This is a genomic window from Methylomonas sp. HW2-6, assembly GCF_052474525.1.
On record NZ_CP184124.1, the window covers coordinates 2,267,819 to 2,280,993 of the forward strand.

The 13,175-nt window shown below is 51.3% G+C and carries 13 protein-coding genes; 4 read left to right on the forward strand and 9 right to left on the reverse strand.

The genetic code is table 11. The features are described from left to right. Window positions 1-118: 118 nt before the first annotated feature. On the forward strand, window positions 119-649 hold the full coding sequence (locus ACH518_RS11430) for a YgjV family protein (protein ID WP_445370160.1): 531 nt from the start codon (window positions 119-121) through the stop codon (window positions 647-649). On the opposite strand, the gene ACH518_RS11435 is transcribed toward ACH518_RS11430, so the two are convergent. Beyond that, window positions 646-1,605, reverse strand: coding sequence for an alcohol dehydrogenase catalytic domain-containing protein (locus ACH518_RS11435; protein WP_445370161.1), 960 nt, complete (start codon window positions 1,603-1,605; stop codon window positions 646-648). The two genes, ACH518_RS11430 and ACH518_RS11435, sit on opposite strands and share 4 nt — an antisense overlap. Window positions 1,606-1,835: 230 nt before the next feature. Between ACH518_RS11435 and ACH518_RS11440 the strand changes: the two genes are divergently transcribed. The 3 genes from ACH518_RS11440 to ACH518_RS11450 all read left to right on the forward strand — a co-directional run bounded on the left by ACH518_RS11440 (window position 1,836) and on the right by ACH518_RS11450 (window position 5,789). Beyond that, a complete protein-coding gene (locus ACH518_RS11440; protein ID WP_445370162.1) occupies window positions 1,836-3,341 on the forward strand; it encodes a phenylacetate--CoA ligase family protein in 1,506 nt (501 codons plus the stop codon). Window positions 3,342-3,486: 145 nt separating this feature from the next. Next, entirely contained in the window at window positions 3,487-5,034 is a 1,548-nt protein-coding gene (locus ACH518_RS11445) for an alpha-isopropylmalate synthase regulatory domain-containing protein (protein ID WP_445370163.1), read from the forward strand. Between the two features lie 32 nt (window positions 5,035-5,066). Then, on the forward strand, window positions 5,067-5,789 hold the full coding sequence (locus tag ACH518_RS11450) for a pseudouridine synthase (RefSeq protein ID WP_445370164.1): 723 nt from the start codon (window positions 5,067-5,069) through the stop codon (window positions 5,787-5,789). Window positions 5,790-5,809: 20 nt separating this feature from the next. On the opposite strand, the gene ACH518_RS11455 is transcribed toward ACH518_RS11450, so the two are convergent. The 8 genes from ACH518_RS11455 to ACH518_RS11490 all read right to left on the reverse strand — a co-directional run bounded on the left by ACH518_RS11455 (window position 5,810) and on the right by ACH518_RS11490 (window position 13,056). Further along, window positions 5,810-6,406, reverse strand: a complete 597-nt coding sequence (locus ACH518_RS11455; protein ID WP_445370165.1) for a Uma2 family endonuclease — start codon at window positions 6,404-6,406, stop codon at window positions 5,810-5,812. Between the two features lie 282 nt (window positions 6,407-6,688). Next, window positions 6,689-7,144: a large conductance mechanosensitive channel protein MscL gene (gene mscL / locus ACH518_RS11460; protein ID WP_222101894.1), complete on the reverse strand. Its 456-nt coding sequence runs from the start codon at window positions 7,142-7,144 to the stop codon at window positions 6,689-6,691. A 538-nt stretch (window positions 7,145-7,682) separates the two neighbouring features. Further along, complete coding sequence (locus tag ACH518_RS11465) at window positions 7,683-8,279, reverse strand: IS630 family transposase (protein WP_445370166.1); 597 nt, start codon at window positions 8,277-8,279, stop codon at window positions 7,683-7,685. Beyond that, entirely contained in the window at window positions 8,198-8,680 is a 483-nt protein-coding gene (locus tag ACH518_RS11470; RefSeq protein ID WP_445370167.1) for a helix-turn-helix domain-containing protein, read from the reverse strand. Before ACH518_RS11470 ends, ACH518_RS11465 begins: the two co-directional genes overlap by 82 nt. Before the next feature lie 30 nt (window positions 8,681-8,710). Next, window positions 8,711-9,382 (reverse strand): hypothetical protein, encoded by a 672-nt coding sequence (locus ACH518_RS11475; protein ID WP_445370168.1) that lies wholly within the window; start codon window positions 9,380-9,382, stop codon window positions 8,711-8,713. A gap of 2 nt (window positions 9,383-9,384) precedes the next feature. Then, window positions 9,385-9,774 (reverse strand): response regulator, encoded by a 390-nt coding sequence (locus ACH518_RS11480; RefSeq protein WP_445370169.1) that lies wholly within the window; start codon window positions 9,772-9,774, stop codon window positions 9,385-9,387. 12 nt (window positions 9,775-9,786) lie between these two features. Continuing rightward, window positions 9,787-11,805, reverse strand: coding sequence for a GAF domain-containing sensor histidine kinase (locus ACH518_RS11485; RefSeq protein WP_445370170.1), 2,019 nt, complete (start codon window positions 11,803-11,805; stop codon window positions 9,787-9,789). A gap of 522 nt (window positions 11,806-12,327) precedes the next feature. After that, entirely contained in the window at window positions 12,328-13,056 is a 729-nt protein-coding gene (locus ACH518_RS11490; RefSeq protein ID WP_445370171.1) for a glycerol kinase, read from the reverse strand. Between the last annotated feature and the right edge of the window lie 119 nt (window positions 13,057-13,175).

Below are 13,175 nucleotides of genomic sequence, written 5' to 3' on the forward strand. Positions count from 1 at the left end.
ACGGTATGCCCGATCCGGATTAGCGTATATCATCCTGGTCGGACTGTAGCCGCTACCGTATTGAACATTAACGGTACGGCCGACCGCCTTTAATTCTACGACAAGGAATCCGCCACCTTTGGCCGCACTGATCGACACCCTGGATTTGCACAGCCTGGCCTATGCGGTGGGCAGTATCGGCATCGTGCTGGAGTGGCGCGCTTACTGGTTGCCGGGCGGCCGGGCGTTTCGGCGCTGGTCGGCGACTGGGGCCTTGTTTTGGGCTGGTCAGTATTTTTTATTGAACGCCTGGACCGCCGGCTTGAACATGGCCGGCACCGCGTTGCGCACCTTGTTGTCCGCTTATGTGACCCACGGGGCCGGCAAACATTGGACGGCGGCCGGATTTACCTTGGCTTTCGCCGCGTTCACCGCATGCTCCTGGCAGGGGCCGATATCGCTGGCGCCGGGCTTTGCGACGATCAATACCACCGTCGCGTTGTTTTATCTGGACAACCGGCGGATGCGCATCGCCTTGCTGGCCTCCAGCCTGGCCTGGATCGGCAACGACCTGTATTGGCAGGCTTGGCCGGCGTTGTTGGCCGAGAGTGTGGCCATGCTGGTCAATATCCGGACCATCGTCGGTTTGTATCGGCAAGATTCGGTTTAGCGCCGCAGCAGGATTTTGCGCACGCCGGGCTGGGCGGCATGGGCGAACGCGGCGACGCCGTCGCGCAACGGATATTCGCCGTCTATCAATGTCTCCACCGGTACGGCGCCTTTCGCCAATAACGTCAACGCCTCAGCGAACGGTCCGCAGCGCGAGCCGAGCAGCGTAATTTCGGCGACGACGATTTTGCTTAAATCCAGCGCCGCGCCGGCGGCAAAAGTGCTTTTCAATACCAGCGTGCCGCGCGGTCGGGTCAGGCGTAGCGCTGCCGTAAAGCCGGCGGCGTTGCCGCTGGCATCGACCACGCAATCGAAACGGTTGTCCGGGCAATCGGCGGCCAGACCGGTCTGCAAGCCCCAACTTGACGGCAAAGCCAGCGAAGCCGGCGTCCGGCCCAGCATCACGACGTCGTGGCCGGCCAGGGCCAGCACTTTGCCGATCAACAGGCCGAGCCGGCCCGGACCGACCACGGCGATTTCGCCGGCCGGCCGCTGTGCCAGTTGCTCGGCCACGCGCAAGGCCGCCGCCAGCGGTTCGGTAAATACCGCCGCCTTGTCCGGCACCGAGTCGGGGATGCGCTGCAGGTTGCGAATCGGCAGGGTCAGATAGTCGGCGAAGGCGCCGTTTTGGCCGCGGATGCCTAGCACGCGCCGGTTCGGGCAATGTTCCGGGCCGTGTTGCAGGCATTCCGGGCAGGTTTGGCAACCGATGTTGATGCTGCCGACCACCCTTTGTTGCAGCCAAGCGTCGTGTTGCGGGTCGCCGACCGCCACCACCCTGCCGACGAATTCGTGACCGGGAATGCCGCGGAAGCCGGCATAACCTTGCGCCAGTTCCAGATCGGTGGCGCAGATGCCGGCCAGGCAAAGTTCGATCAAGGCTGCGTCCGCTGCCGGCACCGGCTCGGCAAAGTCGGTACGGTAGGCCAAGGTGTCGGATAAAACCAGTGCTTGCATGATCGGTACGTCGGACGAGGAAAAGCCGATTATCGCGCAAATGCCGGTTGGGGAGAGCTCAATGTCGTTGAGTTAAGGATGGTAGGAGCGGGCCCTGCCCGTGATCATAAGCCTTCGGTTGCAGGCTGTTCCCGCTCCTGCAGGATGTGAAAAGGCCTTAACTTAACGAGATTGGGGGTGAGCCGGGATGGCGCTACAATCTGGCTTCGACTTTTTTCGTGGGGATTGCCATGTCCGATTTTCCGTTGCCGCCGGCCGCCGAAGCGTTCGATCGGTTCGTCAATACGCCGCTGGATCGTTTGCTGGCCGAGAATGCCGCGCTGGATGCCCGCCACAAGTTTTTGCAGCTGTTCAAACGCTGCGCCGTCGAGGTGCCGGCCTATCGCGATTTTCTGGCCGCGCGGCAGGTCGACCCGGCACAGGTCAAAGATTATGCCGCGTTCAACAATCTGCCGTTGATGGGCAAGGCCGATTACATGCAGGCCTATCCGCTGCCGGAACGCTGCTTCGGTGGCAGCTTGCACGGCGCGGACCGGGTGGCGGTGTCGTCCGGTTCCACCGGCAAGCCGACCTTCTGGCCGCGCGCCGCCGCCGACGAATTGGAAGTGGCGCTGCGTTTCGAGCAAGTGTTTGCCGACAGCTTTCAAGCGGATCGGCGTAGTACTTTGGCGGTGGTGTGCTTTGCCTTGGGCAATTGGGTCGGCGGTATCTTTAGCACCTCCTGCTGCTGGCAGCTGGCGCGCAAGGGCTATCCGCTGATGGTGGCGACGCCGGGCAACAACAAGGCCGAGATTCTGCGGGTGGTGCGCGAATTGGCGCCACACTTCGCACAAACCGTGTTGCTGGGTTATCCGCCGTTCGTCAAGGACGTGATCGACGCCGGCATCGCTGAAGGTATCGATTGGGCAAAGTACCGGCCCAAGCTGGTATTCGCCGGCGAAGTGTTCAGCGAGGAATGGCGCAGCTTGCTGGCCCGGCGCACCGGCTCTGCAGATATTTGCTTCGATAGCGCGTCGTTGTACGGCACCGCCGACGGCGGCGTGCTGGGTAACGAAACCCCTTACAGCGTCGCGATCCGGCGTTGGCTGGCCGACCGGCCGGATGCGGCCCGGGCCTTGTTCGGCGAGTCGCGCCTCCCGACCCTGGTGCAATACGATCCGGCCAGCCGCTTTTTCGAATTGCACGACGGTACCCTGGTGGTATCCGGCGCATCCAGCGTACCGCTGCTGCGCTACCACATCGCCGACAAGGGCGGCTTGGTCGCGTTCGCCGAGATGCGGGATTTTTTAAGCCGATACGGCGTAACATCGCATATCGATCTGGGCTTGCCGGCCGAATTCCGGCCGCGGGCATTGCCGTTCGTGTTCGTGTTCGGCCGGGCCGATTTCACGGTGTCGTATTACGGCGCCAATATTTATCCGGAGAACGTCACGGTCGGTTTGGAGCAGCCGCAGATTGCGGCCTGGGCCACCGGCAAGTTCGTATTGCAGACCCGGGAAACCGCCGACGGCGACAAGGAACTGCAGATTGCGGTGGAACTGTTGCCCGGCGTCGAGCCGACGGCGGAGATGGTGCCGGCCATCGCCGAATCGGTCAAAGCTCAATTGCTGCGCTTGAACAGCGAGTTCGCCCATTACACGCCAATCGAACGCCAGTTGCCGCAGATCACGCTGCACACCTTCGGCGATGCCGAGTATTTTCCGGTCGGCGTCAAGCATCGTTATACCCGGCGTTGACGGCCTGGTGCAGGCGGCGAATCCGGCCGCAAATTGCAAAGCGGGTGCCGGTTGAGGGACAATAACCGGTCAAGCCCGGCGGCGATAGGCGCGCAATTGCGTTTCGCTGCCGGGCGCAATACCTCGACCAACACCGACGAAAACCATGTCTACATCGGCCAGACACATTCAATTGATGGATACGACGCTGCGCGACGGCGAGCAAACCCAGGGCGTGGCCTTCACGCCGATGGAGAAAGTCAGCATTGCCAAAGCCTTGTTGCAAAACCTGCGCGTCGACCGGATCGAGGTGGCGTCGGCCAGGGTGTCGGAAGGCGAGAAGGAAGCGGTGACGCTGATCAACCAATGGGCGCGGCAGGAAGGTTTTGCCGAGCGCGTCGAAGTGCTGGGTTTCGTCGACCACACCCGCAGCGTGGATTGGATCAAATCCACCGGCGGCCACGTCATCAATCTGCTGGCCAAGGGCAGCGAGAAACATTGCCGCGAGCAACTCGGCAAGACCCTGGACCAACACAGCGCCGACGTGTTGCAAACCATCGGCTATGCCCATGAGCAAGGTTTGAAGGTCAACGTCTATCTGGAGGATTGGTCCAACGGCTACAAGGACAGCCCGGAATATGTCTATGGTCTGATGGACCGGCTGCGGCAAAGCCCGGTCAGCCATTTCATGCTGCCGGATACCTTGGGCGTGATGGCGCCGGACGAGGTGTTCGCCAGCTTCAGCGATATGTGCCGGCGTTATCCGGAAGTGCAATTCGATTTCCATCCGCACAACGATTACGGCTTGGCGACCGCCAACGTGATGGCGGCGGTTCGGGCCGGGATCAGCGCGGTGCACTGCACTGTCAATTGTCTGGGAGAACGGGCCGGTAACGCTTCGCTGGCGGAAGTGGCCGTGGTGTTGCGCGACAAGATGGGACTGGAGTTGGCTATCGACGAAAGCCATCTGGTGCGGATCAGCGACATGGTGGAAAACTTTTCCGGCAAACGGGTCGCGGCCAACGCACCCATCGTCGGCGCCGACGTGTTTACCCAGACCGCGGGCATCCACGCCGACGGCGACCAGAAGGGCGGTTTGTACAAAACCAAACTCGGTCCGGAACGCTTTTCCCGCATCCGCAGTTACGCGCTGGGCAAGATGAGCGGCAAGGCTTCGTTGAAGAAAAATCTGGAACAGCTCGAACTGGATTTATCCGAAGAAGACCAGAAAAAAGTGCTGGCGCGCATCGTCAGCATCGGCGATTCCAAGCAGACCATCACCACCGACGATCTGCCGTTCATCATCGCCGACGTGCTGGAAAGCAAGAGTTACCAACACATCAAATTACTGGCGTGCGCGATCAATAGCGGCTTGGACTTGCCGTCTACCGTCAGCTTGCGGGTGGACGTCAAAGGCGAAAAACACCAGGCTACCGGCGCCGGTAGCGGCGGCTTCGACGCCTTTATCGATGCCATCGGCAAAGTGCTGGAACATTACGATTACCGGCTGCCGACACTGGCCGATTACGAAATCCGCATTCCGAAAGGCGGCCATACCAGCGCGCTGACCGAGTGCGTAATCACCTGGGATTGCGGCAGCGAGTTGCGCAAGACCCGCGGCGTCCACGTCAACCAAGTGTTTGCCGGCATTTTGGCGACGATCAAATTGATCAACATTCAATTGCACGAGATGGCTGCCAGCCCAAAGGCGTAGGCTTCGCTTCGCGTATCCGGCCGGCTCGTTCCGTGCGGTTAAACAATCCTCTCATCGAAATTTACCGCGACGCGTGGTTGCTGGCGGTGCACAAGCCGGCCGGCTTGCTGGTGCACCGCAGCCCGATCGACAAGCACGAAACCGAATTTGCCCTGCAATACGCCCGGGCCTTGAACGGCGGCGAACACGTCTACCCGGTGCACCGGCTGGACCGACCCACTTCCGGCCTGCTGGTGTTCGCCCGCGACCCGCAAACCGCCAGTAGCCTGGGCAAGGCGCTGATGGCCGGCGACGTGTGCAAAACCTACCAGGCCATGGTCCGCGGCTGGACGCCGGAACAAGGCCTGATCGACCATCCGTTACGCGACGAACCCGAAGACCGCCGCCGGAGAGGCGAACCGCAAGCCGAACGCGAGGCCCGCACCCGCTACCGGCGGCTGGCGACAACGGAAATCCCGGTCGCTATCGAAGGCCACGCCACCAGCCGCTACAGCCTGGTCGAGCTCTACCCGGAAACCGGCCGCAAACACCAACTGCGCCGGCACATGAAGCACATCAACCACCCCATCATCGGCGACGCCAATCACGGCCGCGGCCGGCACAACCGTTATTTTGCGGAACGTTTCGGCCAGGGCCGTTTGATGCTGGCCGCGACCGAGATGGTTTTTACGCATCCGGCGACCGGCGAGAGATTGCATTTGCGGGCGGAATTGGAGGACAGTTTTTTGCGGGTGTTGTCGGTGTTTGCGGGGTAGGGCGGGCTTGGCTTAGCGGCTTAACCGAGGGTTGCCGTCAGCGGCGGCTCGGAATCCAGCGCGACGTCGGCGTATATTTCGGCAAAATCCAGTTCCAAATTCAGCTCCGGAATTGCCAGTTGATCGCCAGGTCCGGTATGGCTGTGCAACAGCCAGGCGTTGTCTGCGGTGCGCCTGAAGCAATCGATGGCCTGAGTCCGGCTGTCGATCAACCAATAGCTCTGCAGGCTGTCGAGTTGGCGGTAAGCGGCAAACTTGGCGCCGCGGTCGAAAGCTTCGGTGGAGGGCGACAATACCTCGGCGATGAATACCGGGTGTTGTTTGAACAAACGGTTGTCCCGGTCTTTGGGATTGCAACTCACCAGTACGTCCGGGTAAAAGAAGGCGTTGGCCGCAGCGACGTTGACTTTCATGTCGGAAATATAAGTCCGGCAAGGCGACTGTTTCAGCGCTTGTTTCAGTAGAAAGGCCAGGTTCATAGCAATGGAAACATGCGCATCGCTGGCGCCAACCATGGCCCAGACCTCGCCGTCCAAATATTCGTGTTTTACCGTCGCGGCCTCTTCGCCTTGCAGATACTCGGCGCAGCTCAACTTCAACTTTTCGGCAACTGCCATGGTTCTATCCTCCGTTGCTGGTCGGCCTAATTCTACTCCTCCCGGCCGCGATGTGAACTGCGCAAACCTTTTCCGCCAAGGTTCGGTCGGTTAAATCGTCGGTAAGATCGGTTTGAACCCGGAAACGGTTCAGAGGGGCGAGGCAACCGTATGCCTTGAGTTGATGGTCGGCGGGTGTGACCAGACTGGGTGCGGAGCGTCGTCGGATTACGCTAGGCTACCCGACCTACAAGGTTTAGATGGGAAGGGGTTGCGTCGTTAACCCCTTCCGTAGGGCAGGGTTTATTTTTTCAGCAAATCGCGGATTTCGGTCAGCAATTTAACGTCTTCGGGAATGACCGGTTCCGGAGTTGGTTCTGCTGGCGCGTTGCGGTTGGACATTTCCACCAACTTGTTCATCGGTTTAACGATCACGAAAAACACCACTGCCGCGGTGATCAGGAAACTGACCACAGCGCCGATAATCCCGCCCAGGTCCAACTCGATCAATTTGTTGACCATATGGGTGACACTTTCCCCGGCGGCATTTTTTTCGGTCACTTCCACCATTTTTTCCATAATCGGAATCGTCAATTTCGGTTGCGGGCCGCCGCCGGCCAATGCCAGGATAGGTTCGACGATACCTTTGGTAAACGCCGTTACGATGCCGGTAAATGCGGCGCCGATAATCACACCGGTCGATAAATCAACCACGTTGCCTTTCAAGATAAATTTTTTGAATTCTTCTAATGTTTTCACGATAAGCCTCGGTTTTTGACGGATGATTCTGGATTCGTGGCGTGCAATGGTCGCCGCCACGTTATGGTTATGTGAAAGCGCTGCGGCTAACCGATTTGACTGGGGCGCTTGTAGGCTTTCGCCGACAACCATACCAGATAAATTGGTTTGATGACTAGGCGGACTTTATTCAATGCGTAAATCATGGGAAGAAGTCGCTACCTTACCAGCTAAGCCGACAAACCCCATTTCATGAGTTGTGCCGCCGTGGAATGGGGGGGCGCGTTTATCTCCCCGGAAATCGTCCAAAGCGGCGTAGCCCAGAAAGGTACGCAATGCTCACCCTACGGTACTACGGATTGATTTACAGATGCTCAGTGTGGCGCGTTACCTCACCGCATGCGACGAGCTTACTTTATGAGGCGTAAGTTAATGGCACTGGGACTTAACCTACATAAGCTGATTGAGGTAAGTCATTAGTTGCCGCTATATTTAAACCATTCCGAACAACTTTTACTATATCAGGACTATTTGGAAACTTTTCTAGGCACATAAGCGCCTAGCAAAAAGTTAACGTGTATTGCGAGCCAAACCCGTGACCAATTTCGTCAATGGCTTGCTCAAGTTCATCCGGCGTAAATGTCTTGAATGGCAGCCATTCATATTTCATTTTATGCCACAGCAATTCAATCCGGTTCAGCTCGGGACTGTAGGGTGGCAGGAAATAAAATCGCATCCCTTTTTCTTCCAACAAATCCCAATAAGGTTTCAGTTTCTTGGCAGTATGAATGGATGCATTATCCAAAATCACTACCAAGGGTTTGCTGACGCGGTCGATCAACGCCATCAGAAAGCCAAAGAACCATAGACCATTTACGCTTTGCCACAGTTTAGCCAGTATTAATCGGCCGGATGACAGCATGGCACCGATCACATTCAAGCGTAGTGCACGCTTAGCAGTAATGGCATGGACTTCTCCGCTTTTTGTCCAAGCTGAACGATTCGGTGGTTGTGGCGCAAACCCCGCTTCGTCCACATAGGCCAATTCAATTTCACCAGCTTGAGCTTGCTTAATCAGTTCAGCGATGTCTTGTCGGGCCTGCTCGAAGCGCTCGGGATCGCGCTTTTTTTTAAACTGTAACGAGTGCGTTTCCACACATAGCCCATGCGTTTTAACTCGTTCCGCAAGGTGCCAGCACTAATCGTTACTCCGCACTCCGTCGTTAGACGACTAACCAATACCCGGCAGTTCAAAGGTTCCGCATCGATCCATTCCTTGAGTTGGCTTCGATGCGCGTCAGTCAACTTGCTCGGCGCACCACTACGCGGTTGATCCGGTAAGCTGTTTAGTCCGTTTCTCCACCACTTTCGTCGCCGCTCGCGGACTGCTTCCGGCTTCACCCCCTGATGCTCTGCAATAGCAACGACTGTTTGACCCTCGGATAACATCAAAATGGTTTCCGCACGCTCCCGTTCTCGCCAATCACTCCCTTTCTTGATGATTAGCTGTAGTTGCTCTCGTTCGCTTTCTCTCAATTCTATGGGCCTTACCCGCATTCCGTCGCCACCACCGTATCTAAAACCCTGCTATTTTACTGCATGCCTATTTGTTGTTAAGCGCTTAGAGTATATTTTCAGCAAGTTTTCATCACAGTACCTAATGCAGTCTGTTAGGCGTATGTAGATATAGTTTTCATCTGGATTATCTTTTTCCAATTCAGATAATAACTCGTTTTTGTAATTTGATATATGTGTTATTTCATAGTGTTTTTTAACAACAGATTCTATATATGAAGCTGATTCATTTCTTATTCTATCCAGTGCATCTGCAACTATTTGATCTGCTGTCTTGTTAATGCCTTCAATGCTTTGGTCATACTTTTTCCTCGCTTCCTTAATATTTAACAGTTCTTCATGCAAGTCTTTTAGATCTTTTTTTGCATCGGTGATAATTGTGTTTCCTTGATAAACGTTGATCCCGACAATACCACCAAATAGAACAGTGATTATTGGAATGAACCAAGAAAGCAATTGGAACACACTCGAATAGAATGAGACTTCATCTCTTGATATAGTTACACCCTCATGAGCTTTGGTTTCAACCTGATTGACTATGTTTTTCGGCGGGTTTATTTGGCCAGAAACAGATTGAGTTGGAGAGCCTTGGTTATTTTGTGCAAGTAAGTTCCCAGTGGTAGATATTAAACCAATAGCTATAAATAGTAATGATCGGGCCAAGTTTTTGACGCAAGACGACATTGTTATCTCCCTTCCACGATATCCAAAAACTTTTTTGTATCGCTTGGTATTGGTTTTCCGAAATACGTTACATTATTGTCTGTCTCAAAATGACGCCAAATATCTTTCTTTGACAAAGCGGTCAGAACCAATACACGGATTGACTTATTTCTCTTTCGCAATCTCTTATAAATCGCAATTCCGGTTTCTGGGGCTTCGTTTTCATTAATTATTGTTCCAAGCATCATCATTATATCTAAAATAACAAGATCAAAATTCGAGGTATCATTCTCTACAGCTTTTACCGCATCATCTGCATTATTAATTTCGACTACTTTATGCTTCTCATCTCGTAATAAAGCGGAAACGATAGATAAAAAATCAGGATTATCCTCTATAAACAGTATTCGCATAAATTCTCCTGGTCAGTTAGCGCGTTTTATGGATAGAACAAAAGATGTTGGGGAAGATATTCTCTTCAATATCAAACTTCCATTGTTTATATTCATTATCTCAGAACCCAAGTACAATCCAATACCAGACCCCTCAGTCTTCTGTTTTTCCGCTTGGCGCCCCCTATAGTATTTCTTAAAAATATATTCTTTTTCATCTTCCATTATGGCTAAACCGTAGCTTTCAATCGTTACAAAACAATATTCCTTTGATGTTGTGCCAAATACGTTTATAGTTGTTCCTGGATTCGAGTATTTAATCGCATTATCGAGAAGCATGTGAAATACCATTGATGCCGCTTTTGGATCACAGTTTACATCATAAAGTAAACTGGATTTATCTACTTTAATATTTTTTTTTCTTCGCTTTGCGTATTCGGTGGAGAAGGCCAATACTGGAGCGATAATATCTTGAAAAAACTTAGCTGTTTCAAATTCTTTAACCATTTCTTGTGCATCAAATGTCAGCACGCTCGTTACAAAGACTAATCTACTTCCAACCATATCTAAATCTGACAGTACATCAACTATTTTTCGCGGCATATTATCTTCACCACAAAAATTGTTAGAAATTAAAGATCTCTTTATGGTATTAGAAGCTTGAGTTACGATTGTTAATGGGGATTTTAATTCATGTCTAAAGGTCTTTAGAAATTCATTTAATTGCTTATTCTCTTCCTCTTGATTTATTAAGTCTCGTTGAATCTGTTCTTCTCTTTGGCGAAACGAAATTTCTATTCTGAATATATAGGCAATTACAGAAGCGATGTTCTTAAGAATTTCTATGTCAAATGCATTGAATATGGTTGTTTGACCATTGCGGTCTTTTTTATTTAGGGCTCTTAATACACCAACTGGCGATTCAGGAAATCTTGATATGGGTAGGCCTAACCAATTCTGAGGAGGTGTTTCAGATGGCTCGTCAAAAACATGTGAGTTTCTAGGGTCGTTTTGAATGTCATAAGAGAATGCTAATTTTGACGAATTAAATACACTAGCTGTAAGAGATGGGGTAGTAGTATCATATTCAGCATATTCTAGTGGTATTGATTTCCCGTTTAATGCAAGCGCAGTTAGCTTTAGAATTTCAGGTCTTTCTTGGTCAGAAAGAAAAACAGAAATTGACTCCCAGCCTATGCGTGTCGTTAATTCTGAAATTGCTGTATTAAGAAAGTTAAGAAAATTTCCCGGAGAATACTGGTCCCATAAACATCTTATTTTTTGATGCTTTTCAAGATAATGCGAAGACTCTGTTATTAAGCTGGCTTTTATTATTTCTGGAATAATAGCAATAGCATGCTTACTTAAAAAATAATTTTCATATTTCGAGTAAAACGACGCAATGCCAACATGCTCTGAATCGGTTTTTATTAAAAATCTATTTAACCATCGCATTTCTTTTAAACAAATTGAATTGATTTTGTCATCATGTATACTTCTGCTTATGTGATTGCTGTTTGAATTATGTATGTCGCCAAAAGTGCAGTTATTGTCACTAGCTGATATAAAGTTCTTGCTAGTATCAAAGGATGAGCAATGGAGATGATAGTGTTGAGTATGTGAATTGTATAGCCAAAGTGAATAATGATGCGTAAAACTATATTCAAGCAACTGATTCAGAACATCTTTAATGCTATTCTCTGCTGAATAAATTTTTGATACCAAATTATTTTGCAAAGTACTTTTGAATGATTTAACAACACTTATTACCCTGCTTTCAAACTCCTTTAAATAAAGGCTTTTGTTTAGCAGTATTGATTGTTCCTGTCTTTCATAAGCTATCAGCTCCTCATTAACTATTAGCTTATATCCTCCGTCTCTCTGAGGTTCCGGGAAACCGAGAGCTATTATCGATTTTTTATCAACTATACTTCTTATCTCCCGTGTCTCACAATTATTTATCTCTAAAATATCACCGATTTTTCTGTCTGCAAAAATTGATGCGTAGTGATTTCCAGCGCCTATTCTGTAATATACTATAAAATCTTTCATGTTAGAGTCCAGATCGAATCTAATTATATATTTTTATTACTGAAAATTTTTCATATAAAAAGCTTAACTTATTGTTGTCGCCATTCTCAGGTTGTGGTGGTTTTAAATTAAGATCACTTCCTGTTTTATAAATTCATGGCTTCGTCATAAATTAAAAATATTAACAGGTTGTTGATTTTTGCAAAATTCGATTTGTAGACACTGGATAAAGTGTTTTGCGTCGATAAACAACACTGCATGCTGCTATTGTCTAACAGGTTGGTGAAAAACTCTTTTTTGGCTTTGAATGACTCTATATTTAGTGGTGATGAAGCCGCTTTCTTACTAAATGCTGGCTCGATTGAGCAAAATTAGCGTCTCAAATTTGGTTTTTCACCAACCTGTTAACGGACAAATTTATTTATTCAACCGCCTGTTAATACGCCTTCCCCCCCAAAAAAGCCTCAACAACAATCTCGGCAAAATATCGCCCAGGTCCAGCATATCCTTATCGGTTAATTCAATCAGATTGAAATTATATTTCTAGTAAATGGAGAGTTTTTCCTGTTTGCGGGCCTGGTATTTGGCGTCGTTTTCGTAGCCCCGGAATTTGATATAGACCTTACCGGTGGGAATGTAAAAGTCGCAGTACATTTCTTCCTCGATCGGCAGTTTGCGGTCGTAGGCGTGGACGATTTCCGCCATGTCCAGCCAGTTGTCGATCAGCATTTCCGCCTTGGAGCGGACGAAATGGCCGTCGGTGGTACGGTGGGTGGCTTTGAACTTGTGGCGGAAGCTATCCATTTTATCGGCGTCGGTTTTGGGTTTGTCGACGCCCTTGATGTTATCGACGTTGTCTTTCAACGCATGGTTGCGAACGATTTTTTCCGGCCAGCGCACGTTAGGAATGCTGGAGCGGCTGTCTTCGCCTTGCTCGGCGCCCATCGCCAAGCCTTGCTCGGTGATCAGCCAGCCTTTCAAGCCTTTTTTGATCCAGCCCAGTTCCGACAGGATGTAATTCATTTTATTGGCCGGGAGTTCGAATTGTTGCCCCAGCACGGTGGCGGTCAGCAATTTTGGCGCGTCCGGCTTGCTCGGTATGTTGGTTAACTGAAATTCTTCCGGCCAGGCCACGTATTGGCCATATTTCCCGGTCAGATAAACGCCACCGGCGGCAACCCCGGCTTTGGTCAGTTGCCCGAACATTTGCTCCTGCGTTATCGCTCGCACCTTGGCTAATTGGGTGTTAGGTATGTGTTTGTCGTCACTCATCAGGTCAGTTTTCACGTTAAGACGAGCACAGTGTAGCTTATCGGAAAAGAAATGGCTTATTGACTTCGCACGGAAGAAAAGCCGTTTTTCGGGGGGGAAGCGGCGCGGTCGATCTGATA

Bases quoted from the DNA above. Each gene is read 5' to 3' on its own strand.
- ACH518_RS11445 (WP_445370163.1), top strand. From the start codon at position 3,487: ATGTCTACATCGGCCAGACACATTCAATTGATGGATACGACGCTGCGC.
- ACH518_RS11480 (WP_445370169.1), bottom strand. From the start codon at position 9,774: ATGCGAATACTGTTTATAGAGGATAATCCTGATTTTTTATCTATCGTT.
- ACH518_RS11470 (WP_445370167.1), bottom strand. From the start codon at position 8,680: ATGCGGGTAAGGCCCATAGAATTGAGAGAAAGCGAACGAGAGCAACTA.
- ACH518_RS11440 (WP_445370162.1), top strand. From the start codon at position 1,836: ATGTCCGATTTTCCGTTGCCGCCGGCCGCCGAAGCGTTCGATCGGTTC.
- ACH518_RS11435 (WP_445370161.1), bottom strand. From the start codon at position 1,605: ATGCAAGCACTGGTTTTATCCGACACCTTGGCCTACCGTACCGACTTT.
- ACH518_RS11485 (WP_445370170.1), bottom strand. From the start codon at position 11,805: ATGAAAGATTTTATAGTATATTACAGAATAGGCGCTGGAAATCACTAC.
- ACH518_RS11475 (WP_445370168.1), bottom strand. From the start codon at position 9,382: ATGTCGTCTTGCGTCAAAAACTTGGCCCGATCATTACTATTTATAGCT.
- ACH518_RS11455 (WP_445370165.1), bottom strand. From the start codon at position 6,406: ATGGCAGTTGCCGAAAAGTTGAAGTTGAGCTGCGCCGAGTATCTGCAA.
- ACH518_RS11490 (WP_445370171.1), bottom strand. From the start codon at position 13,056: ATGAGTGACGACAAACACATACCTAACACCCAATTAGCCAAGGTGCGA.